General features: G+C 70.4%; 25 protein-coding genes. 11 read left to right on the top strand and 14 right to left on the bottom strand.

The genetic code is table 11. From position 1 onward, the window contains the following. Positions 1-18 precede the first annotated feature (18 nt). Together AB0K00_RS00975 and AB0K00_RS00970 are read left to right on the top strand one after the other, a co-directional pair. A complete protein-coding gene (locus AB0K00_RS00975; RefSeq protein WP_363513249.1) occupies positions 19-1368 on the top strand; it encodes a PQQ-binding-like beta-propeller repeat protein in 1350 nt (449 codons plus the stop codon). Continuing rightward, positions 1368-1979, top strand: coding sequence for a DUF305 domain-containing protein (locus AB0K00_RS00970; RefSeq protein WP_363513247.1), 612 nt, complete (start codon positions 1368-1370; stop codon positions 1977-1979). The genes AB0K00_RS00975 and AB0K00_RS00970 overlap by 1 nt, the downstream gene beginning before the upstream one ends. Before the next feature lie 105 nt (positions 1980-2084). Here the strand turns inward: AB0K00_RS00970 and AB0K00_RS00965 are convergent, their stop codons facing one another. From AB0K00_RS00965 to hppD, 5 genes are read right to left on the bottom strand one after another with little or no spacing between them, the layout of a single operon-like run. Beyond that, positions 2085-2705 (bottom strand): hypothetical protein, encoded by a 621-nt coding sequence (locus AB0K00_RS00965; RefSeq protein ID WP_363513244.1) that lies wholly within the window; start codon positions 2703-2705, stop codon positions 2085-2087. Between the two features lie 37 nt (positions 2706-2742). Continuing rightward, complete coding sequence (gene hisC / locus AB0K00_RS00960; RefSeq protein WP_363513241.1) at positions 2743-3780, bottom strand: histidinol-phosphate transaminase; 1038 nt, start codon at positions 3778-3780, stop codon at positions 2743-2745. Further along, the gene (locus tag AB0K00_RS00955) at positions 3777-4733 is read right to left on the bottom strand and encodes an RDD family protein (protein ID WP_363513238.1); all 957 of its coding nucleotides are present in this window, start codon (positions 4731-4733) and stop codon (positions 3777-3779) included. The genes hisC and AB0K00_RS00955 overlap by 4 nt, the downstream gene beginning before the upstream one ends. After that, on the bottom strand, positions 4730-5380 hold the full coding sequence (locus tag AB0K00_RS00950; RefSeq protein WP_363513235.1) for an RDD family protein: 651 nt from the start codon (positions 5378-5380) through the stop codon (positions 4730-4732). The genes AB0K00_RS00955 and AB0K00_RS00950 overlap by 4 nt, the downstream gene beginning before the upstream one ends. Before the next feature lie 10 nt (positions 5381-5390). Beyond that, positions 5391-6548 carry a 4-hydroxyphenylpyruvate dioxygenase gene (hppD, locus tag AB0K00_RS00945; protein WP_363513232.1) on the bottom strand — a complete coding sequence of 386 codons (1158 nt, stop codon included), beginning with the start codon at positions 6546-6548 and terminating at the stop codon, positions 5391-5393. A gap of 93 nt (positions 6549-6641) precedes the next feature. Here hppD and AB0K00_RS00940 point away from each other — a divergent pair, with 93 nt between their 5' ends. From AB0K00_RS00940 to AB0K00_RS00930, 3 genes are all read left to right on the top strand, one after another. Beyond that, a complete protein-coding gene (locus tag AB0K00_RS00940; protein WP_363513230.1) occupies positions 6642-7130 on the top strand; it encodes an Lrp/AsnC family transcriptional regulator in 489 nt (162 codons plus the stop codon). Positions 7131-7203: 73 nt separating this feature from the next. After that, the gene (locus AB0K00_RS00935; protein WP_363513227.1) at positions 7204-7710 is read left to right on the top strand and encodes a hypothetical protein; all 507 of its coding nucleotides are present in this window, start codon (positions 7204-7206) and stop codon (positions 7708-7710) included. A 188-nt stretch (positions 7711-7898) separates the two neighbouring features. Further along, complete coding sequence (locus tag AB0K00_RS00930; protein ID WP_363513224.1) at positions 7899-8267, top strand: hypothetical protein; 369 nt, start codon at positions 7899-7901, stop codon at positions 8265-8267. Here AB0K00_RS00930 and AB0K00_RS00925 read toward each other — a convergent pair. Genes AB0K00_RS00925 through AB0K00_RS00915 form a run of 3 tightly spaced genes read right to left on the bottom strand, consistent with a single transcriptional unit; the run spans position 8264 to position 10897 of the window. Next, positions 8264-9892 carry a fumarate hydratase gene (locus tag AB0K00_RS00925; RefSeq protein ID WP_363513221.1) on the bottom strand — a complete coding sequence of 543 codons (1629 nt, stop codon included), beginning with the start codon at positions 9890-9892 and terminating at the stop codon, positions 8264-8266. The genes AB0K00_RS00930 and AB0K00_RS00925 overlap by 4 nt on opposite strands. A 13-nt stretch (positions 9893-9905) precedes the next feature. After that, complete coding sequence (locus tag AB0K00_RS00920) at positions 9906-10214, bottom strand: AzlD domain-containing protein (protein WP_363513218.1); 309 nt, start codon at positions 10212-10214, stop codon at positions 9906-9908. Continuing rightward, a complete protein-coding gene (locus tag AB0K00_RS00915; RefSeq protein ID WP_363513215.1) occupies positions 10211-10897 on the bottom strand; it encodes an AzlC family ABC transporter permease in 687 nt (228 codons plus the stop codon). The genes AB0K00_RS00920 and AB0K00_RS00915 overlap by 4 nt, the downstream gene beginning before the upstream one ends. An 84-nt stretch (positions 10898-10981) precedes the next feature. Between AB0K00_RS00915 and AB0K00_RS00910 the strand changes: the two genes are divergently transcribed. Further along, a complete protein-coding gene (locus AB0K00_RS00910) occupies positions 10982-11533 on the top strand; it encodes a helix-turn-helix domain-containing protein (protein WP_363513212.1) in 552 nt (183 codons plus the stop codon). Here the strand turns inward: AB0K00_RS00910 and AB0K00_RS00905 are convergent. Both AB0K00_RS00905 and AB0K00_RS00900 read right to left on the bottom strand, forming a co-directional pair. Further along, positions 11530-12861 carry a hypothetical protein gene (locus AB0K00_RS00905; RefSeq protein WP_363513209.1) on the bottom strand — a complete coding sequence of 444 codons (1332 nt, stop codon included), beginning with the start codon at positions 12859-12861 and terminating at the stop codon, positions 11530-11532. The genes AB0K00_RS00910 and AB0K00_RS00905 overlap by 4 nt on opposite strands. A gap of 158 nt (positions 12862-13019) precedes the next feature. Further along, positions 13020-14306, bottom strand: coding sequence for an esterase-like activity of phytase family protein (locus AB0K00_RS00900; RefSeq protein WP_363513206.1), 1287 nt, complete (start codon positions 14304-14306; stop codon positions 13020-13022). A 383-nt stretch (positions 14307-14689) separates the two neighbouring features. Between AB0K00_RS00900 and AB0K00_RS00895 the strand changes: the two genes are divergently transcribed. The 3 genes from AB0K00_RS00895 to AB0K00_RS00885 all read left to right on the top strand — a co-directional run bounded on the left by AB0K00_RS00895 (position 14690) and on the right by AB0K00_RS00885 (position 19984). Next, complete coding sequence (locus AB0K00_RS00895; RefSeq protein ID WP_363513203.1) at positions 14690-17596, top strand: BTAD domain-containing putative transcriptional regulator; 2907 nt, start codon at positions 14690-14692, stop codon at positions 17594-17596. A gap of 65 nt (positions 17597-17661) precedes the next feature. Then, entirely contained in the window at positions 17662-19044 is a 1383-nt protein-coding gene (locus tag AB0K00_RS00890) for a class II fumarate hydratase (protein WP_363513200.1), read from the top strand. 31 nt (positions 19045-19075) lie between these two features. Further along, a complete protein-coding gene (locus AB0K00_RS00885) occupies positions 19076-19984 on the top strand; it encodes a hypothetical protein (protein WP_363513197.1) in 909 nt (302 codons plus the stop codon). Here the strand turns inward: AB0K00_RS00885 and AB0K00_RS00880 are convergent. After that, a complete protein-coding gene (locus AB0K00_RS00880) occupies positions 19962-20222 on the bottom strand; it encodes a hypothetical protein (protein WP_363513194.1) in 261 nt (86 codons plus the stop codon). The genes AB0K00_RS00885 and AB0K00_RS00880 overlap by 23 nt on opposite strands. A 226-nt stretch (positions 20223-20448) precedes the next feature. Between AB0K00_RS00880 and AB0K00_RS00875 the strand changes: the two genes are divergently transcribed. Both AB0K00_RS00875 and AB0K00_RS00870 read left to right on the top strand, forming a co-directional pair. Further along, positions 20449-21462, top strand: a complete 1014-nt coding sequence (locus AB0K00_RS00875) for a hypothetical protein (protein ID WP_363513191.1) — start codon at positions 20449-20451, stop codon at positions 21460-21462. Further along, the gene (locus tag AB0K00_RS00870; protein ID WP_363513188.1) at positions 21459-21989 is read left to right on the top strand and encodes a GNAT family protein; all 531 of its coding nucleotides are present in this window, start codon (positions 21459-21461) and stop codon (positions 21987-21989) included. The genes AB0K00_RS00875 and AB0K00_RS00870 overlap by 4 nt, the downstream gene beginning before the upstream one ends. A gap of 19 nt (positions 21990-22008) precedes the next feature. Here the strand turns inward: AB0K00_RS00870 and AB0K00_RS00865 are convergent, their stop codons facing one another. From AB0K00_RS00865 to AB0K00_RS00855, 3 genes are all read right to left on the bottom strand, one after another. Next, positions 22009-22269, bottom strand: coding sequence for a Txe/YoeB family addiction module toxin (locus AB0K00_RS00865; RefSeq protein WP_363513185.1), 261 nt, complete (start codon positions 22267-22269; stop codon positions 22009-22011). Beyond that, a complete protein-coding gene (locus tag AB0K00_RS00860; RefSeq protein WP_363513182.1) occupies positions 22266-22523 on the bottom strand; it encodes a type II toxin-antitoxin system prevent-host-death family antitoxin in 258 nt (85 codons plus the stop codon). The genes AB0K00_RS00865 and AB0K00_RS00860 overlap by 4 nt, the downstream gene beginning before the upstream one ends. 98 nt (positions 22524-22621) lie before the next feature. Continuing rightward, the gene (locus AB0K00_RS00855; protein WP_363513179.1) at positions 22622-23254 is read right to left on the bottom strand and encodes a helix-turn-helix domain-containing protein; all 633 of its coding nucleotides are present in this window, start codon (positions 23252-23254) and stop codon (positions 22622-22624) included. Between the last annotated feature and the right edge of the window lie 15 nt (positions 23255-23269).

Below are 23269 nucleotides of genomic sequence, written 5' to 3'. Positions count from 1 at the left end.
GCGGGGCGGCGATTCAGCGTGCGTCCACGAAACTGGCCCCGGTCCTTGCGCCGGGTCCTCACCGCACTCTTCGCGATCGTGGTCATCGCGGCGATGGGCGTCACGGCATACCGGACACTCAAGCCGGCCGAGACCGTCAGCCGCGCCAACAAGCCGGTGCCGTCGCCCGAGCCGATCAAGTCGATCCAGTATGCGGAGCTGCCCTCCGCCCCGCTGATCGTCGAGGGCCGGCTGCGCGTCTACACCGAGCAGCGGCGCGTCTTCGCCGACACGCCCGTCACCGCGCAGCGGGAGATGACGCCGCACTGGGCGTACCGGCGCTGGCCCGCCGAGGTCGTCTCGATCGTCGCGGTCGAGAAGCCCGCCAGCGGCGTCGGCCTCTCCGTCGTGGTGACCAAGTGGTCCGACGGCGAGATCGTCGCGCTGGACGCGGAGAAGGGCGACATCGTCTGGCAGGTCCGCATCGACCCCGCCGACGGCGAGACGTTCAAGGGCCGCCGCACCGGCGCGAAGACCATGTACGCCCCCGAGGACCTGTTCGTCACCACCTCAGCCCTCGACCACCAGCCGGTCGTCATCGCCACCGGCAAGGACGTCGTGCAGGCCATCGACCCGACCGACGGCAAGGTCCGCTGGACCCACTCGTTCGCGGCCACCCCCGGCTGTCACTCCGTGGACTGGACCAGCCTCGACGCGTACTACGTGAAGGACACCTGCGCGAAGCCCGCGACGCTCGAGGTGTACGACGCCGGCACCGGCACCCTGCTCACCACCTGGCGGCCGCCGGGCGCGTCGATCGGCCCCGACAACGTCACCAACTGGTTCCTGGAGCCGACGTCCTGCCAGCTCGGCCGCTCGGGCTGCGCCCTGTTCAAGGCCGCCCCGACCGGCGACGTGGTCAGCTACGCCGACGCGGCGTCAGGCGTCGGCAGCATCACCCCGACCTACTGGTCCCTGGGCGCCGACCACATCGTGAAGCCCGAGCCGGTCCCCGACAAGGACAAGGTCGTCGTCGTCGGCGACGTCCTCGCCGAGCAGGTCGTCGGCGGCTACATCTGGGCGTTCTCCCGGACGACGAGCCAGCGCCTGTGGATGTCCGAGGTCTCCGGCACGCTGATCGGCGCCGACCAGCGCAACGTGTACCTGATCAACAAGGACTACCAGCTCCTGGTCCTCAACATGGTCACCGGCGCCGTCACCTCCAGCACCGAGCTGCGCATCCGCCCGGAGGACCGGTTCGTGTTCAGCGAGCTGTACCTGCACGGCGGCTACCTCGTGATCGAGCGCCTGCACACCACCAACGCGTCGGAGATCGACGACAAGTACTACTTCAGCATGAACACCGTCGTGCTGGTGGGCATCGGCTGATGCGTGCCGCCGCGCTCGCCGTCGCTTCGGTGCTGCTGGTCGCCGGGTGCGGCGGCGCCGACCACGGCCACGCCCCGCCGAGCGCCGCGGTCTCCGCTCCTACTGCCTCCGCCGCTTCCTCCGGCGCTGCCGCTCCGGGCGTGTTCAACGCGACCGACGTGCAGTTCGCGACCGACATGATCCCGCACCACCGCCAGGCGGTCGACATGGCAAGGCTGGCCGACACGAAGGCGTCGAGCGCGGAGGTCAAGGCCCTCGCCACGAAGATCCGCAAGGCGCAGGAGCCGGAGATCGCCACCATGTCCGGCTGGCTCACCGCCTGGGGCGAGCCGGTCCCGAGCCCCGGCGCGATGCACCACGACCAGGGCGACATGGGCGGCATGCCCGGCATGCTGACCGACACCGAACTGCACCAGCTGGGCGCCGCGGCCGGTCCCGCGTTCGACAAGCTGTTCCTCACCCTGATGATCAAACACCACGAGGGCGCGGTCGAGACCGCCACGACGGCCCAGTCCCAGGGCGTCGCCGTGAAGCAGCTCGCCGGCGACATCGTGAAGAGCCAGACCGCCGAGATCACCGAGATGAAGGCGCTGCTCGACAAGCTGCCGTAGCCGGACCGGACCGGCTCCGCCACGCAGGTGCGCGACACGCCGGGCCGAGCCGCCGAGCCGTCCGAGCCGGCCGAGCCCGCCCACGTCGATCGATGCGTTCCGGCCTCAGGCCGGCAGGCTCGCGGTGGTGGCAGGTGCGCCGGGCGCCGCGGCGCAGGCCGGGCCGCCGAGCAGGTCGACGGCGACGACCTGGGAGAACGACGATCCGTCGGCGCTGGACGTGGCCGGCACGGTGAAGCCGGTGACCACGCCGGCGCTGCCGGGCTGCGCCAGGTCGTTGGCGGCGAGGGCGGTGCCGACGAAGACCGCGATCCCGGAGCATGGGCTGGTGATCCGGGGCATGGTGAAGACCAGCGGCGACGTGCCGGCGTACCGGCCCACGGACCACTTGGCGTATCCGCTGTGGCTCCACGGCGCGGCCGCGCCGCCGTAGGTGATCACCGTGGCCGAGACCGTCACCGGGAAGCACAGCGCGTTGCCCGCGCCGATGGTCAGGGTGTGGACGTTGCCCCGGCTGCTGGTGACGGCGGTCGCCCGCATCTGCCGGGCGGCGGCGCTCTGCTCCGTGCACCCCGTGGGTGACGGTGCGGCGGACGCGCTGGGCGGCGCGGCGGCGGACTGGGCAGCGGCGGACTGGGCGGTCGAGGCCGGCGCGGTCGCCGCGTCGCAGGCGCTCAGCAGCGCAGACGCGACGACCGCGGCCGTCGTGATCGAGGTTCGTCTCACCGGAGCAGTCTGACTGGTCCTGCCCCGGGGACAGGCCCTAGAGGCAGTCGAGGAAGGCGTCGTTCTCGCCGTGGGAGCCGATTGTGACGCGGACGCCGTCGCCGGCGAAGGCGCGGACGATCACCCCTGACTCCTCGCACTTCTGGGCGAAGTCGGTGGCGGCGTCGCCGAGCGGCAACCAGAAGAAGTTGGACTGGGTGTCGGGGACGTCCGGGTACACCTTGCGAACGGCCGTCACGACGCGCTCGCGCTCGGCGGTGATCAGGTCGACCCGGCGCTGCATCTCGTCGGAGGCCTGCAGGGCGGCGAGGGCCGCGGCCTGCGCCGTCGCGGACGTGGAGAACGGGGTCACGACCTTGCGCACGGCGGCGGCCACCTCGCGGGAGCCGATCAGGTATCCGACCCGCAGGCCGGCCAGGCCCCACGCCTTGGACAGGGTGCGCAGCACGACGACGTTCGGGCGGTCGCCGTACTCGGCCAGGCCGTCGGGCACGTCGGGGTCGGTGACGAACTCGCGGTACGCCTCGTCGAGGGCGACCAGGACCGTCGGCGGCACGGCGTCCAGGAACGCGTCGAGCTCGGCCTTGCGGCTGGCGGTGCCGGTCGGGTTGTTCGGGTTGCAGACGATCACCAGGCGGGTCTGGTCGGTGATCGCGGCCGCCATCGCCGGCAGGTCGTGGGCGTGTTCCGCGGTGTTCGGCACGCGGACGCTGGTGGCGGCGCTGGTCGCGGCGATGATCGGGTACGCCTCGAAGGAGCGCCAGGCGTAGATGGCCTCGTCGCCGGGGAGGCAGGTCACCCGGAAGAGGTGCTCGGTCAGCGCGACGGAGCCGCAGCCGGTGGCGATGCGGTCCGCGTCGATGCCGAGGCGGTCGCTGAGCGCGCTGCGCAGTGCGGTGGCGCCGGGGTCCGGGTACCGGTGGGCGCCGGCGATCGACGCGGCGACCGCCTCGACGACGCCGGGCAGCGGACCGTAGGGGACCTCGTTGCTGGCCAGCTTGATCGCGCCGGGCACGGTGCGGCCGGCGACGTAGGCGGGCAGTGCGTCGAGGTCTGCGCGGGTGAGGCGGGTCATGACGGGTCTCCGGTGGGCTCTGATGGCGACGGTGATGGCGACGGGACGTCCCGCACAACGACGGTGCCGGCCGAACGGTCGTGGAAGGCCCGGTGCAGCGGCCAGTCGATCACCGGGGAGAGGCTGTCGAGGAACTGCAGCAGGAACCCGACGCCGCAGGTCCACAGCAGCACCGACAGGCCGAGCGGGTTCCACCGGCGGATGGCGCGGCCGAAGCCGATCGGCTCCTCGCTCTCCAGGCGCATGACTTTGATCTTCAGCAATCGCTTGCCGAGCGTCTGGCCGGTGTTGGCGATCGAGGGGACCTCGTAGGCGAACCACAGCGCGGCGATGAGGATCAGGATCACCACCTGCAGCGTGCCGGCACGCTCGGGCTGGACGATGTCACTGGTCGACTCGTTGGCCTGGACCCGGCGCAACCATTCGCGGGACAGCGGCAGCATCTCGTCCAGCCACTGGTAGACGAACCAGCCGGTGACCGCGGCGTTGATCAGCAGCACCACGACGATGTCGATGAGCCGGGCGACCAGCCGCGCGCCGAGCGTGGCGACCTGCCGGCCGTGCGGCATGGCGGCCGCGTGCCCCGCGGCCATGAGCGCCTGCGGCGGCAGCAGCACCTGGACCGCGCCCGACGGGTACCCGCCGGGCGGCAGCGTCCCCTGCGGCTGCAGCCCGGGCGGCAGCGGCGTGCCGGGTGGCAGCACGACCGCGCCGGGCGGCAGTTGGCCGGGTGGGAAACCGCCGGGTGGGACCGGTGTCCCGGGCGGCAGGATCACCGCCCCCACCTGGGGTGTTCCCGGCGTCGCCGGCGGAGGTGGCGGCGGGGCAACGGCTGGCGGCTCCGCCGGTGGGACCTCGTCCGCTGGGATGGGGTCACCTATCCAGCCCTCACCGTCCCAGTACCGCTGGACGGCCTGGTCGACGGGGTCCTTGTACCAACCTGGAGCTGTCACCTGTTGACCTTTACCACAACCGTCTGAGCAGCCTTGTCGTGCAGGCACTGCTGGAACGGCTTGTCCCACAGCTGCCACAGACCGTCGATCAAGTTGAAGAACGGGACGATCACCCCGACGACGTACATCACCAGCCAGCGCTTGCCGGCCACCCCGCGGGTGATCGGCGCCGACGGGTCGTCGAGGCGGATGAGCGCCAGGCCGAGGGCCTTCTTGCCCAGTGTGACACCACGGCGGCTCGGGAACAGCTCGACGTAGTACACGTAGTTCAGCCCGACCATCACGACGAAGATCGCCAGGTAGCCGAGGATGACCGGGCCGACGAACAGTGCCGCGTTGGGCGAGTCGATGATCTCGCCGGTCTCCGGGTCGGTCTTCACCTGGGAGGCCAGCGAGCCGACGTAGGCGACCATCGCGATCGCCGCCGGGATCATCACCGCCATCGACACCACGACGAAGATGATGCCGTCGATGAGGTAGGCGCCGAGCCGCAGGCCGAACCCGGCGAGCGGCTGGCCGGTCGGCGCCAGGGGCACCGGCGGAGGCCCGTAGTAGGCCTGCGCCGGCACACCGTAGGCGCCCTGCGGGTAACCAGGCGGTTGACCCTGCGCGTATGGGTTGTGCTGGGGTTGTTGGGGGTACGTCACCCGAACAGTGTTACAGGTTCCCGCGACGTTCCTGCTCCCGCTCGATGGCCTCGAACAACGCCTTGAAGTTGCCCTTGCCGAAGCCGAGCGAGCCGTGCCGTTCGATCAGTTCGAAGAACACGGTCGGGCGGTCCTGGACGGGCTTGGTGAAGATCTGCAACAGGTAGCCGTCCTCGTCCCGGTCGACCAGGATGCCGCGGGCCTTCAGGTCCTCGATCGGCACCCGGACCCGGCCGATCCGCGCCCGCAGCTCCGGGTCGTCGTAGTACGAGTCGGGCGTGACCAGGAACTCCACCCCTGCAGCCCGCATCAGGTCCACGGTACGCAGGATGTCACCGGTGGCGAGCGCGATGTGCTGGGCGCCCGGCCCGCCGTAGAACTCCAGGTATTCGTCGATCTGTGACTTCTTGCGCGATACGGCAGGCTCGTTGAGCGGGAACTTCACCTTGCGCGTGCCGCTGGCGACGACCTTGCTCATCAGCGCGGAGTATTCGGTGGCGATGTCGTCGCCGACGAACTCGGCCATGTTCGTGAAGCCCATGACCCGGCGGTAGAACTCGACCCATGCATCCATCCGGCCCAGCTCGACGTTGCCCACCACGTGGTCGACGGCCTGGAAGAACCGCTTGGCCGGCGGCGCCACGATCGGCTGCCGCGCCACGAACCCGGGCAGGAACGGGCCGCTGTACCGCGACCGGTCGATCAGCGTGTGCCGGGTCTCGCCGTACGTCGCGATCGCCGCGACCCGCACGGTGCCGTGCTCATCCGCCTCGTCGTGCGGCGCCTCGATGCCCGTCGCGCCCTGCCGCAGCGCGTGCGCATAGGCGGTGTCGACGTCAGGCACCTCGAGCGCGATGTCGGCGATACCGTCGCCGTGCCGCTCGTAGTGCTGCGTCGCCGCTGACTGCCGGTGCACGCCGCCCGCGAGCACGAAGATCGCCGAGCCGGACTTCAGCACGTACTCCGCGTGGTCCCGGTACCCCTGCTCAGGCCCGCGATAGGCAACCAGCGTCATGCCGAACGCCGTCGAATAGTAGTGCGCGGCCTGCTTGGCGTTCCCGACGTAGAACCGGACGTGATCGAGACCGGTCAGCGGGAACGGGTCATGCGACACGTCGTGCTCGACAGCACCGATGAGCTCGTTGAGGTCTTCGATAGCGCGGGTCATACGCCCAGCCTGGCCGCTCGGGCCGCAGCTGGGCAAGGAACGCTATTCTTCATGGTCAGGTTGCTCATGTTGTCAGGCTTTTCGGGGGTACGGGTGGACAAGTTGCCCAACCCGATCGACGCGCTCGACGCGCGGCTGATCGGCCTGCTGGCCCTGGAGCCGCGAATCGGCGTGCTGGAGTGCTCGCGCCGCCTCCGGGTCGCCCGCGGCACGGTGCAGGCCAGGCTCGACCGCCTCACGGAGCGCGGCGTGATCCGCGGCTACGGCCCGGAGATCGACCCGGCGGCCCTGGGCTACGGCGTGACCGCGTTCGTGACCCTGGAGATCCGCCAGCGCTTCGGCCACGACCCGGTCGCGGCCCACCTGGCGGAGATCCCCGAGGTCCTGGAGGCCCACACGATCACCGGCTCGGGCGACCTGATGTGCCGGATCGTGGCCCGCTCGAATACGGACCTGCAGCGGGTGATCGACCGGGTGATGGGCTTCGACGGGATCGAACGCTCCTCGACGATCATTGCCCTCGCCGAACAGATCCCCCACCGCACCCTGCCCCTGGTCGCCGCCGCCGCCCGCCAGTCCTAGGGCCTGTGACAGAGTTCTACCTGGCGGCGCGCACAGGACGGCGACGTTGATCGTTGATCGTTAGGCTCCCGCCATGACCGACGCGCAGGAGCTCACGGCTCCGGATGCCCTGCCCCGCCGCGACACTCGCTGGTTTGGTGCGGTGAGTGCGGTGTTCGCCCTGACCATCGTCTTTGGCGGAACGAATCTGGTGACTGAGGTGTCGGCGCCGAGCGGGCGGATCTTTGTCATCGTTGCCCTGACGGCAGCGTTTCTGTTGTTCGCGTTGCTCGGTGCCGGCGCCGTGCCCCGCAACTCGAATCAGCCGGCGATTGCGGCTATCGGTGTTGTCATGCTGGGCGTCGCGCTTGTCGTCTCATGGTCGGCACCGGACAATCTGCCCGATCCTGCAATGGTCACAACCACCAGCAACGTATCGATATGCGGCGACATCACGCACATGGATCACGACTTCGTCGCCATCACCGACCAGAATGAAACGCATTCATGGGACGCCGGCGGCCATCCGACGGTGACCCACGAACAGACACTCGTGCCGGTCGCCTCCATCAGATCCATCAGCAGCGTGCAGCACTGTTGACGTCCACCCGCGCGGCCCGGCAACGCCGTCAGGGGCGCCCATAGGACGCCCCTGACCTGGAGCAACGCGGACGGCTAGCGGTGGCCGACGGTAAGGACGGCTCCGTCACCTCGGCGAAGCGTCGTTGCCGGTGCTGTCGACGCCAGCGCGGGACAGTGGCGCTCCTCCTGGATCATTAGGCTCACGCCGTGACCGACACGCAAGAGCGCGCCGCGCCGGATGCCCCGCCTCGCCGACCCACGCATTGGCTGAGGGGGACGACTGCGGCGTTCGCCCTGGCCATCGTCCTCGGCGGAACAGATCTGGTGACCGGGGTGCCTTCGTCGGGCGGGCGGGGCTTTGTCATCGCTGCCCTGGCGGTGGCGTTTCTGTCATTCGCGTTGGTCGGTGCTGACATCCTCCCCAGCAGCTCCAGTCACGTGGCGGTTGCGGCTATCGGTGTCGCCGCGCTGACCGTCGCGCTGCTCGTCTCATGGTCAGCGGTGGGTAGTCTTCCCGATCCGGCAACGGTCAAGACCAGCCACGAATGGATACTCGGCGACACCACGAACGGCTAGCGGCGGCCAACCGTCAAAACGGGCTTGGTGACCTCGGCGAAGAAGTCGTTGCCCTTGTCGTCGACGACAATGAAGGCGGGGAAGTCGACCACGTCGATCTTCCAGACGGCTTCCATGCCGAGTTCCGGGTATTCGATGACCTCGACGTGCTTGATGCAGTCCTGGGCCAGGCGCGCCGCGGGGCCGCCGATCGAGCCGAGGTAGAAACCGCCGTAGCTGTTGCACGCCTCGGTGACCTGCTTGGAGCGGTTGCCCTTCGCCAGCATCACCAGGGAGCCGCCGGCGGCCTGGAACTTGGCGACGTAGGCGTCCATGCGGCCGGCCGTCGTCGGGCCGAACGAGCCGGACGCGTAGCCGGCCGGGGTCTTCGCCGGGCCGGCGTAGTAGACGGCGTGGTCGCGCAGGTACGCCGGCATCGGCTCGCCGGCGTCGAGCCGTTCGGCGATCTTCGCGTGGGCGATGTCGCGGGCGACGACGAGGGGGCCGGTCAGCGACAGGCGGGTCTTCACCGGCAGGGCCGACAGCTGGGCGCGGATCTCGGCCATCGGGCGGTTCAGGTCGACGGCGACCACGTCGTCGTCGAGGTGCTCGTCGGTGACGTCGGGCAGGAACCGCGCCGGGTCCCGCTCCAGCTGCTCCAGCCACACGCCCTCGGCGGTGATCTTGCCGACGGCCTGGCGGTCGGCGGAGCACGAGACGGCGATCGCGACGGGGCAGGAGGCGCCGTGGCGGGGGAGGCGGACGACGCGGACGTCGTGGCAGAAGTACCGGCCGCCGAACTGCGCGCCGATGCCGAACTCGCGGGTCAGCTGCAGGACCTCGGCCTCCAGCTCCAGGTCGCGGAAGCCGTGACCAACCGCAGAGCCCGAGGTCGGCAGGGTGTCGAGGTACTTCGCCGACGCGAGCTTGGCCGTCTTCAGGGCGTGCTCGCCGGAGGTGCCGCCGATGACGACCGCAAGGTGGTACGGCGGGCACGCGGCGGTGCCGATCAGCCGGAGCTTCTCCTCCAGGAACTGCATCATCCGGGTGGGGTTGAGCAGGGCTTTCGTCTCCTGGTACAGGTAGCTCTTGTTCGCCGAGCCGCCGCCCTTGGCCATGAAGAGGAACTTGTAGGCGTCGTCGCCCTCGGCGTACAGCTCGATCTGCGCGGGCAGGTTGGAGCCGGTGTTCTTCTCGTCCCACATGGTCAGCGGGGCGAGCTGCGAGTAGCGCAGGTTGAGGCGGGTGTACGCGTCGAACACCCCGCGCGCGATGGCCTGTTCATCCAACCCGTCGGTCAGGACGAACCGGCCGCGCTTGCCCATGACGATCGCGGTGCCGGTGTCCTGGCACATGGGCAGGACGCCGCCGGCGGCGATGTTGGCGTTGCGCAGCAGGTCCAGGGCCACGAACCGGTCGTTCGGCGACGCGAGGGGGTCGTCGATGATGGCGCGGAGCTGGGCGAGGTGCGCGGGGCGCAGGAAGTGCGCGATGTCGTGCATCGCCTCGTCGGTGAGGAGCGTCAGCGCCTCGGGGGTGACGGTGAGGAACCGCCCGTCGCGGCCGATCCCGTCGCTGGTGATCAGCCGGTATTCGGTGGTGTCGGGTCCGAGCGGCAGCAGCGGCGAGAACGCGAACTCTGGCATGCCCCGACTGTAGTTACTGGATTCCGGCCAGCCTGAGCAGGGCGGCGGTGAGTGCGGCGGCGACCACAACCACGACGAACGGCAGCTTCCGCCAGGCGAGGACGGCGCCGACGACGACCCCGGCGGGCCGGGCGACACCGACGAACTCTGTGCCGTTGAGCAGGGCGGCGGTACCGATGAGCGCGGCCAGCAGCGCTACCGCCGCCAGCGTCAGGTATCGGCTGACGGCAGGTGACACGGTGATCCGGCTGCGCAGCACGGGCCCGGCGAAGCGCAGGGCGTAGGTGCCGACGGCGAGCACGATGATCGCGATCCAGCTCACGACGACCTCTTCCGCGACGGGACCGGCAGGGCGAAGACCAGGCCGAGCAGGGCGAGCAGCACCGGCAGCCCGGCGGGCAGGAACGGCGTCGCCGCGAGCGCGATGGCGGCGCCGGCCACGGCCACCCGGACGGCGACCTTGTCCTTCAGCGACGGCAGGGTCAGGGCGAGCAGTGCCGCCGGGAACGCCGCGTCGATGCCATACGTGTCAGGGTCGCCCAGCGCGCTGCCCGCGATCGCGCCCACGGTCGACGACACGTTCCACGTGACGTACAGCGCTACGCCGGTGAGCCAGAACGCGCGGCGGCGGCGTACCGGATCATCCTGCGCGAGCGCGAACGCGACCGACTCGTCGGTCAGGATGTGGCTGCCGACGATCCTGCGCCAGCGGGCCTCGCCCAGGGTCTCGTTGCCGATCGCCAGGCCGAACGGCAGGTGCCTGGCGTTGAGCAGCAGTCCGGCCAGGACGATCGCGAGGGCCGTCCCGCCCGCGGAGACCAGGCCGACGGCGAGGAACTGGGCGCCACCGGCGTACACGAACGCGGACATGACCACGATCTGGCTCAGTGGCAGGCCGGCCGCGGTGGCGATCGCGCCGAACGACAGGCCGACCACGATCGCGGCGGCGCACAGGGCTCCGACGTCACGGACCATCGGGTCCGCCGTCAACGCTGTTCGGGACATCGAACGCATAGTTCGTTATGCTGAACCCAGCACCATGTGTTCGTCAAGCCGAATGCAACGTTCGATACACCGAACGGGAGTCATATGGGCGCGCCGCTGGAGTTCATCGCCGCCGCACTGCGCCGCGAGCGGGACCGCGAGAAGCTGTCCCTGAGCGAGGTCGCCAAGCGAGCCGGCATCGCCAAGTCGACCCTCCACCAATTGGAGTCCGGCGCCGGCAACCCCAACATCGAGACCCTGTGGGCCCTGGCGGTGGCGCTCAACGTGCCGTTCAGCCGGCTGGTCGAGCCGCCCGCGCCGACCGCCCCGCGGGTGATCCGCGCCGGCGAGGGCCCGTCGGTCCAGGCCGAGCAGGCGGACTTCGGCGGCACGCTGCTCGCCACCTGCCCGCCCGGCGCGAAGCGCGACCTCTACGTGATGCGGGTCGGGATGGGCGGCCCCCGCAAGGCCGACGCGCACCTGCCCGGCACGGTGGAGCACGTGGTCCTGATGAGCGGCCGGCTCCGGGTCGGCCCGGCGGACGCGACCGTCGACCTCGAGGTGCACGACTACTGCTCGTTCCCCGGCGACGTCCCGCACGTCTACGAGGCCCTGACCCCCGGCACCGCATTCACGCTGGTGATGGAACACCGCTAAGAGAAGGGCAGAAATCCCAGCGTGCGTCCCCGGGCGACCATCAGCCCGTCGGGGCCGACGCCGAGCACGTCGGACGTCGTCTTCGCGTCCAGGCGCAGCCCGCCGCTGTCGGGCTTGTACGCCTTGAGCGTCCCCGCACCCGGATCGTTGACCAGCACCGCATAGCGGGTGATCGCCACGTCCGCCTTCTCGGTGATCTCCTGCGTCCACGCGGTCTTGCCGGTCGTCAGGTTGATCACCTGCAGCGTCTTCTTGTCGCTGCCGCGGATCAGCCCGTACTGGCTGTCGGCCGCGACGAGCGTGTCGCCCGGCCCGCCGACGAACAGCTCGCGCCCGTCCCGCGGCGACAGGAACACCTCGCGGTTGTCGCCCCGGGTCGCCGCGATCACCGTGTCCGCACCCGCCGGATCGCGCCGCTGCTCGCAGCCCGCCCCCGAGGAGGTGCGCAGGTCGTACCCGTCCTTCTTCCAGACCACCTTGCCCGTGCCGGCGTCGCGCGCCTCGAGGCTGTAGCGGCAGTTACCGTCCTTCGGCGACGCGGTCGACACCAGCACCCGGCCGCCGACGACCACGATCCGGCTGCTCGTCGTCGGCTCCTCGGTACGCAGCCGCTTGCCCGTGATCGTGTCGACGACCTGTACCCGCTGATCGATCGGGAAGCCCAGCATCGCCGGCACCGCCCCTGGGGTCGCCTTCACCGCGTTGTCGAACGTGCCCGACAGCAGCCGCGTGCCGAGCAGATCGCTGTTGACCCCGGCGAGCACCCTGCCGATCCCGGGCAGCGGCAGCTTCCAGATCTGCGCGCCGTCCTTCGGTGCGTGCGCCGTGAGCGTGCAGTCCGACAGGCCGCCGCAGCTCAACGCCAGGACGGTGTCCCGGTACGTCCACGCCCCGACCGCATCCCCGTCCTTCCACTTCACGGTCCCGCTGGCGGGGTCGATCGCCTCCAGGCCCTTGCTGCGCCGCCCGACGATCACGACCTGCGTCGCACCGTCCCCGGCGACCGCGGCCCAGTCGGCCTCCTTCGTCCACAGCTCGGTCCCGCCGCGCAGCCCGCGCGCCTCGATCGTCCCGCGCATCTGCACGACGACCGCGTCCCCGACGATCACGGCCGCGGACGGCTGCCCCCCGACCCGGTCCGTCCACAGCGTTTCCGGATCGGACAGCTTCCCGCTGCTGGAGGCGACCTTCTCCCACCAGTCGGTGAAGTTCCCGGACACGTTGGGCAGCGGGTTCCAGCCGGTGACCAGAATCGCCGTGATGATGAGCGCCAGCACACCGATCGCGCCAAGCGCCGTCTCGAAGTTGCGGACCGCTCCCCTAGCCACCCGATCACCGTAGCGGCGCCGGATGATACTGCGTGGGATCGCCCGATAAGCCCGTGTCGCGGATATTTCACCCGTCGGGGGTGACCGCCGTTGCGTTGACCATATGGCGCGGCGGGCCGTCCGAGGTGGGCGGCCCGCCGGTGGGTGGGGGAGCGGGGTCAGTGGAGCGGGTGGGTGAGCTTGACGGTGACCAGGGTGGTCTTGATGCCGCTGTCGACCAGGCGGCCGGCAGCGTCGAAGGCGGCCGGGCCGTCGGTCATGCCGAAGTCGTTGTCGTTGATCAGGGCGATCGTCCACGGGTTGACCACCGCGACGCCCTCGATCTTCTTCTGCGTGCCCGGGACCGTGTTCAGGTCCAGGAGCAGCACCTTCGGGGCGACCTTGACCGTTGACGCGTCCTGCTCCAGTGACGGCACGGTGGTCGGGTCGTCGTAGCGGCCGCCGAGGAGGTTGGTTGCCTTGCGCAGGTCGACGAGGTACAGGCGGGCCGCCTGGTCGGTGCGCTCCTGGACGAGGACGGTGTGCGGGCCGATGCCGACGACCGAGGAGATCTTCAGCTCGGCGGGGTTGGTCTGGCCGGGGTCGACGACCGAGACCGGAGCGAACTGGTAGGCGTACTCGGCAGTGACCTTGCCGGTGCGGGTGGAGAAGCGCAGCAGCCGGGTGTTGAGCGATGCCTCGCCGGCTGCCTTGGTGGGCACGAGGAGCGGGCTCTGCAGGCCGATGACGAGGTCACCGCCGGGCAGGAGGCCGAGGCCCTCGAAGCCGCGGTTGATCTTCCGGGAGGCGTAGATCGCGGGGAAGGCCTCGATCACCGGGTAGTCGGTGCCGGTCAGGCCCAGGCCGTGCGGGGAGTACCGGGCCAGCACCCGGCCCCGCGAGGAGACGTGCACCAGGGACGGGCCGTACTCGTCGACGAGCCAGAACGTGCCGTCGGCGGCGCGGACGATGCCCTCGGTGTCGAGGCCGTTCGGGTTGATCGAGAGCGGGGTCGAGGCGTTGTACGTGTAGGGCTGCTCGTCGTGCGGCAGCTGGTTCGGCAGGCCGGTGACGGGCTTGCCGGTGGCCGTGGTGATCGGGATGGTCTGCTCGACCTTGAGGACGCCGCCGGTGGCGCGGACCTTCACGATCGTCGGGTTGAAGTCGGGGGTGGGGAACGTGCGGCGCTTCTCGGTGCCGATCGTGATCAGGCCGTTGGGGCCGCGGTCGGTGATCGTCCAGTACTCGCCGGGGCGGCCGGTCAGGAAGATGTCGCTGCCGATGCCGCCGAGGTTGACGCCGCGGTCGTCGGCGACGCCGAGCCGGCTCAGCGGGATCGACGGGAGGGTGGCCGTCGAGGTGACCTTGGCGGGCAGCCCGGACCAGGCGGCGGCGGGGCTCGCCGCGAGCGCGGTGAGAGCCAGTGCGGGGACGGCGGCCATGGCGGCGCGCAGCAGGATTGCCATACCGCCGGACGTTGGGCGAGGTGGCCGAACGGCGCATAGCCGCAGCGTGAACTCCGTTGCGTTCCGTACAGAAAAATTGGGGGGTCGCACACGTCGCTGGGCGCGACCCCTCACCAATTGTTTCGCTGCATGGCCGAAATATCCCCGTTCGTCCAGAGCAAGGCAGGAGCGGGACTTGAGTAGTCCCTGAGCGGGTTAAGAGCAACCCCCTGCAAGACCTGGACGCATTCCGGCATGCACATGGCGTTCCGTGAAAAAGACTCCACCGCTCTGCTCTTTCGCCGCTCTCATTTGACTACCATCGGGCATTACCGCGTGCGCTTCGAGGGGAGGCAGGCGCCGCACAGAGGGTGGGTATGCGCAATTCGACCAGGTTTTCGATCTTGGGACCGGTACAGATCCGCACGCCGGTAACCGAGATCACGGTTGCGGCGCCCCGTGAACGCATCCTCCTCGCCCTGCTGCTCCTGCGCGAGGGCCAGCTGGTGCCGTTCCAGCAGGTCATCTCGGCGCTGTGGGACACCAACCCGCCGACCACCGCGCGGGCGCAGGTGCACAGCTGCGTCTCCCGGCTCCGCCAGCTGCTCCGCCGGGTCGGGCTGCCCGAGGAGCTCGTGATCACCGAGCCGTCGGGCTACCGCATCAAGGTCGGCGCCGACGAGCTCGACGCTGTGTTGTTCGCCACTCGGATCGAACGCGGCCGGGCCGCCGCCGCCGACGGTGACCTTCCCACCGCCCGCGACGAGCTGCGGGCCGCGCTCGGGCTGTGGCGTGGCCGGCCCCTCGCCGACGTCGACTCCGACGCGGTCCGCGCCGCCGCCGCGCACCTCGAGGAGCAGTGGACCGCCGCCATGTCCCTCTGCCTCGACCTGGAGCTGCGGCTCGGCGCGGCCGAGGAGATCCTCGCCGAGGTCGCCGACCTGGTCGAGCGGTATCCGCACCACGAACAGTTCCGTGGTCACCTGATGACCGCGCTGGCCCGCACCGGCCGGCGCGCCGACGCCCTCGCCGTGTTCCGCCGCGGCCGGAGCATGCTCGCCGAGGAGCTCGGCATCGAGCCGGGCGCCGAGCTCGTCGAGCTGCACCGGCGGATCCTCAACGGCGACGTGTCGCTGCTGCTCGCGCCGGTCGAGCCGCGGGACGAGCCGCGCCGCGCCGCCCGCTGCCTGCCCCGCGACATCGCCGACTTCGCCGGCCGGGCCGACGCGTTCGCCGGGATCGTCGCCGCGCTCAGCGACGACCGGCACGCCGTGCTCGCCATCGACGGGATGGCGGGCACCGGCAAGACCACCCTCGCCGTCCGCGCCGCGCACGCGGTCTCCCCGCGGTTCCCCGACGGGCAGCTGTACCTCGACCTGCGCGGGCACAGCGACCGCGCGCCGCTGGACCCCGGTGAGGCGCTCGGTGCCCTGCTGCGGCAGCTTGGGGTACCCCCGGAACGCGTGCCCGCCGTGCTCGACGACCGTGCCGTGCTGTGGCGGACCGAACTCGCCGACCGGCGGGTGTTCGTGCTGCTCGACAACGCCCTGGACTCCGCGCAGGTGCTGCCGCTGCTGCCTGGCACCGCACACACCGGCGTGATCATCACCAGCCGTCGCCGGCTCGGCGGGCTCGACGGCGTCCAGCCCGTCTCCCTCGATGTGCTGCCCCTCGAAGAGGGCATCGAGCTGCTGGAACGTACCGTCGGCGCCCGCGCCCTCGCCGACCGGACGTGCACGACCGAGGTCGTCGAGCTCTGCGGCCGGCTGCCCCTTGCCGTCCGGCTCGCCGGTGCCCGGCTCCAGCACCGTCCCAGCTGGACCGTCGGCGACCTGGCCCGCCGGCTGCGCGGCGCCGACCGGCGGCTGCCGGAGCTGGCGGTGGACGGGCGTACCCTCGCCGCCGCGTTCGCACTGTCCTACCAGCAGCTGCCCGTGCCCCTGCAGCGGTTCTTCGGGTTTCTCGGGCTGCACCCGGCGGGCGACTTCGAGCCGGCCGTGGCCGCCGCGATGGCCGAGCTGCCCGTCGCCGAGGCCGAGGACCTGCTCGAGGAGCTCGTCGACGTGCACCTGGTCGAGGCGCCGGCGGCCGGCCGGTACCGGCTGCACGACCTGCTGCGGGACTACGCCGCCCAGCTCGCGGCCGACGGTGACGCGGCCGTCGACCGGCTCCTCGACCACTACCTGCACAGCGTCGCCAGCGCCAACACCTTCCTGGAACTGGCCGACACGCGGGCCGTGCTGCGGCTGGACGTCCCCCCGCCGACCGCCCGCGAGTTCAGCGGTGTGGCGGAGGCCAGGCGCTGGCTGGAGCGCGAACTGCCCAACGTGCTCGGCGCCGCCCGGCTCGCCTCCGACCTCGGCCGGCACCGGCAGATCTGCCTCATGACCCGGGCGGTGTCACCGTTCCTGTACGGCTTCGGCTACGGCGAGACGCAGCTCGACCTGTACGAACGCGCGATCGCCGCGGCGACCACCCTGCCCAGCGCGGAGATGGAGGCGGAGTCGCGCAACTATCTCGCCGCCGTGTACTTCCGGATGGGCCGCATGGCGGAGGCGTTGTCGACGCTGCGGCTGGTCACCGCGATCGCGGAACGCGAAGGCATCCCGCGCCTCGTCGGCACCGCGCTGACGAACACCGCGATGTTGCACAGCAAGCTCGGCCAGTACGCGGAAGCGATCGCCGCCGCCGAGGCCGCAGCGGCCCTGCAGATGGACGAGGTCCCGGCCAGCCTGCAGTTCAAAATCAACAGCATGATCGGCCTCGTACACACCCAGGCCGGCAACTACCAGCAGGCCCTCGTCGCAAACCGGCGCGGCCTCGCCGTCGCCCGCACCATGGGCGGCCTGCGCGCGTTCGGGATCATGCTCGGCGAGATCGGCCTCGTCCACCTGCACCTCGGGCACCTCACCGTCGCAACCGCGATGCTGCGCCGCGCACTGGTGCTCAAGCAGCACTCGGTCAACCAGTACGGGTCCGCGGAGACGCTGAGCAAGCTCGGCACCGCCCACCGTCTCCAGGGCCGCCTCGCGGACGCCGTGGCGTGCCAGCGGGCCGCACGGTCGCTGATGGAGCAGGTCGCCGACGTGTCCGGGCAGTGCCTCACCGCCAACGACCTCGCGATCACGCTCCGGGAGCTGGGCATGGACGAGGAGGCACGGCAGCTCAACGAGGAGGCCCTGGCCAAGACGATCCGCATCGGCGACCGGTACGAGCAGGCCCGCGCTCTGGCCGGCCTCGGCCGGCACGACCAGGCAGTCCAGCTGTTCGAGGAACTCGGCGTCTGTGATCTGAGCGCACTTTATCGTTGACGCCGCCTGTGATCTGCGCGCACTTTCCTCGTTGACGGCGGCCGCAACGGGGCACTGTAGGACGTATGGAATTCCGCGTGGAGCACGACACGATGGGCGAGGTCCGCGTCCCGGCCGATGCGCTGTGGCGCGCACAGACCCAGCGGGCCGTGGAGAACTTCCCGATCTCCGGCGGCCGGCTGGAGCCCGCCCACATCAAGGCCCTGGCGCAGATCAAAGCGGCCGCGGCCACCGTGAACGCCTCGCTGGACGTGCTGCCCGCCGACGTGGCCTCGGCCATCGCCGCCGCCGCCGATGACGTGATCAGCGGCCTGCACGATGCGCAGTTCCCGATCGACGTGTTCCAGACCGGCTCCGGAACGTCGTCGAACATGAACGTCAACGAGGTCCTGGCGACCCTGGCGTCGCGCGCCCTGGGCCGTCCCGTGCACCCGAACGACCACGTGAACGCCTCACAATCCTCCAACGACGTGTTCCCCACGTCGATTCACATCGCCGCCGCCACGGCAATGTCCTTCGAGCTGATCCCGGCGCTGTCCACCCTGGCATCGGCACTGTCGTCCAAGTCCGACGAGTTCGCGTCGCTGGTCAAGGCCGGCCGCACCCATCTCATGGACGCGACACCGGTGACGCTCGGACAGGAGTTCTCCGGGTACGCCGCCCAGGTCCGCTACGGCATCGACCGCATCTCATCCGTCCTGCCCCGCGTCTGCGAACTGCCCCTCGGCGGCACCGCCGTGGGCACCGGCATCAACACCCCACCGTCGTTCTCCGCCGCGGTGATTGCGGAGCTGGCGTCGACAACCGGCCTGCCACTGACCGAGGCCCGCAACCATTTCGAGGCCCAGGGCGCCCGCGACGCCCTCGTGGAAGCTTCCGGCCAACTGCGGACGATCGCGGTGGGCCTGTACAAGATTGCCAACGACATCCGCTGGATGGGCTCCGGCCCGCGGGCGGGGCTGCGCGAGCTGCGCCTGCCGGACCTTCAACCTGGCTCGTCGATCATGCCCGGCAAGGTGAACCCGGTCGTGCCGGAGGCGGTCCGTCAGGTCGTCGCCCAGGTCATCGGCAACGACGCCGCGGTCACCTTCGCCGGCTCCCAGGGCGACTTCGAACTCAACGTGATGCTGCCGGTGATCGCCCGCAACCTGCTGGAGTCGATCCGCCTGCTGACGAACGTCTCCCGCCTGTTCGCATCCCGCTGCGTCGACGGCTTGGAGGCGAACGAGGAGGTGCTGCACTCGTACGCCGCCGGCTCCCCGTCGATCGTCACGCCGTTGAACCGTTACCTGGGTTACGACGAGGCCGCCGCCGTGGCGAAGGAAGCCCTCGCCACGGGCCACACCATCCGCGAGGTCGTCATCTCCCGAGGCCACCTCGACAGGGGCACCCTGACCGAGGAACAACTCGACGAGGCCCTCGACCTGCTCTCCATGACCCACCCCTGACCAGCTGGGCGTTGGTCCGTAGGCTGCGCGGATGTCGAGTCTCACCGTCGCTGTGCAGCAGGCTGATAGTCCGGTCGGGCGGTGGATGCGGGACACGTTTCCGCACCTGGGGCCGTTGCAGCGGGCCGTTCGCGACGCGGCGGGTGGGCTGGTGGTGGCGCCGGCGAAGGTGGTGGCGCTCGGTACGCAAGGCGCGGCGATCGACTGGTGGCTGCGGCTGTTGATCGACCGGCAGGTTTCCCTTGAGCTGCCGATGCGTGGGCTGTGGGATCGGCGGGCCGGCTTCGACGCAGCGGGGCGGGAACTGCTCGACGCGCTCTGTCCACGTCGCCCGACCATCCTCGAACCTGCCGTGCACGCCGAGCAGCCGGACGAGTGGTGGGCGCGGGTCTGCTACGCGCTGGCGTTGCTGGTTGAGCGGTTCCGGAACCCGATGGTCACCGGGTCGCGGCTGTACACGTTGCCGGCGGGAAGCACGGCCGCGGACCTCCTCGCGCTCGCCAACGACGACGAGGTGGCCGACCTGATCGCGATGCGCGACCTCGCCCGGACGCACCTGTTGCCGCGGCTGAGCGCGGGCACTGTCCACACCGGACCGACGTTCGACGGCAGCGGATACCTCGGTGCGGACGCGGACCTCGTTGTGGCGGGTCTGCTCATCGACTTCAAGGCGGGCTGCGGTGGTAAGCCACGGCTGGACGGGACGCGGTCGCCGTCGCTTGCCAGCACCGATGTGTACCAGCTGCTCGGCTACGCGCTCATGGACTTCTCCGACCGGTACGCGCTGCACGCGGTCGGCATCTACGCGGTGCGGTTCGGGTACCTCGTGCAATGGCCGTTGACGGAGCTGATCCGGCAGGCAACCGGCCGGACCGACCTCGGCCTCCTCGACCTGCGCCAGCAGTTCGGCGACCTGATCACCGCAGCGAAACCGGCGTGACAGGCGTGACCGGCGCGGCCGGCTCGACCGCGGGCATCGGCGGACGCGGCAGGTGAAGGCGCAGCACGGAAGGCGTGGAACGTGCACCGGCGTCGATGATCGGCTGCACGTCCTTCAGCGCTTCCCTGCCGTCACGCAGGTAGACGATCAGGGCAAAGATCAGCGACAACACGTAGCGGATCGTCAGGAAGGCGGACGGCACACCGACGGCGAGCAGCACCCAGGGCAACGACAACATAACTCCACCTCGAAGCCCCCCTTCACCTGGACCGCCTGCTCGGAAGGCGCGGTGAAAAAGTGATTTCGACGTATTGCGTTGTCGTGCTCGGCGGAACAGTCAGGGATCGACAGTGCCCGAGGCAACACCGGCAATCCCTACCCGACGTTCCCGAACCAACTATAACCCCGTCACGCTCGCGGGGGTTCCGCTGCGGGCAGGGAGGCATCAGGATGCAGCGATGGGGATGAGCTGGCGGACCATGCTCGGGGCGTGCTGCGGTGTGGTCGCCGCTGTGGTGTGGGCGGTGAGCCTGGCGATCTACCAGCCGTTCATGGAGCCCGATGGGTTCTGGACCGACCCGGCCACCGGCGAGACGTACCCGGAGATCGGCAGCAACAACACGTACTGGCCGCGCGACATCCGCCAGCTCGCGATCCTCTTGGCGTTCGCCGGTGTGGTCCTCATCTGCCGGGCGAACCTGCGCAGCATCGTCGCCGCCGGGGTAGGCGCGGTCGGTTGGATCGGGGTGGACCTCGCGCTCGACCGGGCCGACGTCAGCGGCGGCTCGACCGCGGTGTGGCTGGCGGTCGGCGGCGTGGTGGCGTTCGCGGCGATCGCGTTCGTCGCCCGCAGGGTCTCCACCGGTGAACCCGGATCCGAGTTCACCGGGCATCTCCTGGCCACCGTCGCGGCGGTGTCCGCGGCCGTCACGGTGCTGATCACGACGCCGTGGGACGAGCCGGTCACCGCCCCGGATCAGGTGCAGGTCGAGAACGCGCTGTCGCTGCTGAAGGTCGGGCTCATGCTGATGTTCGCGGCCGTGGCGCTCGGCCTGCTGCCGCTCGCCGCCGCGCGGCTCGTGTGGATGGCGCCGTTCGCCGGTCTCGCCGCGGCGGCCGCGTGGCCCGCCACCGCCTCGTACGGGCTGATCGGCATGCTCGGGCTGCTCTTCCTGCCGGCCTGCGCGGCCACCGCGGTCGCCGCCGCCCGCGACGTGTCCCCGCTCCGGCTGCTCGGGGTCGCCGCAGCCTGTGCCGTTGCGTTGTTCCCGGTGTACCTGTTGCTGTACTTCATCGGGTCGGGCGTCGGCGGTGCCATGACGTCCCTGGCCGGCAACCCGCCCATCAACTCCGCTGACACCGACCTGTCGCTGTCGTTCGCGGCGCTGATGCTGGGGCTGCTGTTCGCGTACATCAGTCACACGCTCACCCGGCCTGCCCTCGAGCCGGCGCCCGTCGCGGTCGGGCAGCCCGAGTGAGCGACCTCTCCATCCGGCTCCGCCCGGTCGTCGAGGCCGACCTGGACATGTTCCGGCGGTTCGGCTCCGAACCCGGGCTCATCGGCCTGGACTGGGCCGGCTTCCGCGACGCCCACGGCCCGGCCCGCCAGTTCACGGCCGACGGTTACCTCGGCGCCGACTACGGGCGGCTCATGGTCGAGGTCGAGCCGGACAGCGTCGCCGTCGGCTTCGTGAGCTACGTCGCCGGCCGGTACGGCGGCCCCATCGGCTACTGGGAGATCGGCATCGCGCTGCTCCCGCAATGGCGCGGCCGCGGCCTTGGCTGGCGGGCCCAGGCGATGCTGTGCGACCACCTGTTCGCGCACACGCCGGTGCACCGCATCCAGGCCGGCACGCACCCGGAGAACATCGCCGAGCAGAAGTCCCTGGAGAAGGCGGGCTTCCTGTTCGAGGGCATCGTCCGCGCCTGCGAGTTCCGCGCCGGCCAGTGGCGCGACGGCTACCTGTACAGCCGCCTCCGCACCGACCCACCCCCGCCCCTCTGATCGCTGCGGCCTGGTTGCGCTACGAGTAGTGGTAGCGACAGGCGATGATGTGCAGCTCATTGTCATTGGCCGCGTAGACGAGCCGGTGCTCGTGGTCGATCCGTCGGGACCAATACCCGTCGTACTGATGGCGCAGCCGCTCCGGCTTGCCGATGCCTTCGGCGTTGCCGTTGCGGACGACGTCCTCGATGAGCTGATTGATGCGACGCAGCAGCTGCCGATTGTTGGCCTGCCACCAGAGGTAGTCGTCCCAGGCGTCGCGGTCCCACGAGATTTTCACTCGACCTCGATCAGCTCGTGGATCTCACCTTCGCCCTTGCGGTGCCGGGCGATCGCAGCCTCGAGCCGGCGAGCGTTCGCAGGGCTCGACTGCAGGTAGGCGGTCTCCTTCAATGATTCGTACTCACGCAGCGACACGATGACGGTGGGCTCGTGGCCAACCCGAGTGATCACGACTTCCTCGGCGTCGTCGATCACCTTGTCCAAGGTCGAAGCCAGGTTTTGGCGTGCCTCGGAGTAGGTGATGGTACGCATGGCGCATCCCCCTTCGTTGTACAAGCAACTGTACAACATCGGGTCCGAGTCAAACCGAAGTCTTTGGCCGTTTGGTTGCGTGCCAAGACGACGGATGGTCAGGTCAAGGCGGTGGCGATCGTCGTGGCGGCGGCTGTGACGTGGGTTGGGACGGAGGCCGGGTCCAGGGCGGTCAGCGCGACCACCCCCACGCTCGCCTCCAGCCCCTCGACCCCCGCTACCGCCGCCGCCACGCCGTACGCGCCGGGCTGGAGTTCGCCGACCGTCGACACCGCGCTGTAGTCGCCGCGGCGGCCGGCGAGGATGGCCTTGCCTGCCGCGCCCAGGTCCAATGGGTGGCGGGAGCCGGTGCGGTACGCGACGTGGAACTGGGTCCAGCTCGGCTCGACGACCGCCAAGGCGTACGCCTCGCCGCCGTCGGCGATGGTCAGGTGGGCCGTGGCGCCGACCGTCTCCGCGAGGCGCCGCAGTGCCGGCAGGGCCGCGTCGGCCACCAGTGGCTGGGCTCGCCGGGCCAGTTGCAGCACGCCCGCGCCAAGGCGTAAGCGGCCTGACCGGTCCCGCCGGACCATGCCGTGTTCGGCGAGGGTTGCCACCAGTCGGTACACCACCGCGCGGCCGACACCCAAGAGTGCTGCTGCCTCGGTCATGGTCAGGCCGCCGGGTGTCTCCGCGACCACGTGCAGCAGGCGCAGGCCCCGGTCGAGGGTCTGCGCGGTCTCGGTTGCCACGGGACCAAGGTTATG

The sequence above is a fragment of the Dactylosporangium sp. NPDC049525 genome, from assembly GCF_040676755.1.
Classification (GTDB): Bacteria; Actinomycetota; Actinomycetes; order Mycobacteriales; family Micromonosporaceae; genus Dactylosporangium.
This window is presented reverse-complemented; position numbering and strand designations above follow the sequence as displayed.

What these genes read in the sequence shown, in the direction of transcription:
- AB0K00_RS00900 (WP_363513206.1), bottom strand. Translation starts at nt 14,306, where the DNA reads ATGGCAATCCTGCTGCGCGCCGCCATGGCCGCCGTCCCCGCACTGGCT.
- hppD (WP_363513232.1), bottom strand. Translation starts at nt 6,548, where the DNA reads ATGACCCGCGCTATCGAAGACCTCAACGAGCTCATCGGTGCTGTCGAG.
- AB0K00_RS00970 (WP_363513247.1), top strand. Translation starts at nt 1,368, where the DNA reads ATGCGTGCCGCCGCGCTCGCCGTCGCTTCGGTGCTGCTGGTCGCCGGG.
- AB0K00_RS00860 (WP_363513182.1), bottom strand. Translation starts at nt 22,523, where the DNA reads ATGCGTACCATCACCTACTCCGAGGCACGCCAAAACCTGGCTTCGACC.
- AB0K00_RS00875 (WP_363513191.1), top strand. Translation starts at nt 20,449, where the DNA reads ATGAGCTGGCGGACCATGCTCGGGGCGTGCTGCGGTGTGGTCGCCGCT.
- AB0K00_RS00890 (WP_363513200.1), top strand. Translation starts at nt 17,662, where the DNA reads ATGGAATTCCGCGTGGAGCACGACACGATGGGCGAGGTCCGCGTCCCG.
- AB0K00_RS00910 (WP_363513212.1), top strand. Translation starts at nt 10,982, where the DNA reads ATGGGCGCGCCGCTGGAGTTCATCGCCGCCGCACTGCGCCGCGAGCGG.
- AB0K00_RS00935 (WP_363513227.1), top strand. Translation starts at nt 7,204, where the DNA reads ATGACCGACGCGCAGGAGCTCACGGCTCCGGATGCCCTGCCCCGCCGC.
- AB0K00_RS00885 (WP_363513197.1), top strand. Translation starts at nt 19,076, where the DNA reads ATGTCGAGTCTCACCGTCGCTGTGCAGCAGGCTGATAGTCCGGTCGGG.
- AB0K00_RS00915 (WP_363513215.1), bottom strand. Translation starts at nt 10,897, where the DNA reads ATGTCCCGAACAGCGTTGACGGCGGACCCGATGGTCCGTGACGTCGGA.
- AB0K00_RS00880 (WP_363513194.1), bottom strand. Translation starts at nt 20,222, where the DNA reads ATGTTGTCGTTGCCCTGGGTGCTGCTCGCCGTCGGTGTGCCGTCCGCC.
- AB0K00_RS00925 (WP_363513221.1), bottom strand. Translation starts at nt 9,892, where the DNA reads ATGCCAGAGTTCGCGTTCTCGCCGCTGCTGCCGCTCGGACCCGACACC.
- hisC (WP_363513241.1), bottom strand. Translation starts at nt 3,780, where the DNA reads ATGACCCGCCTCACCCGCGCAGACCTCGACGCACTGCCCGCCTACGTC.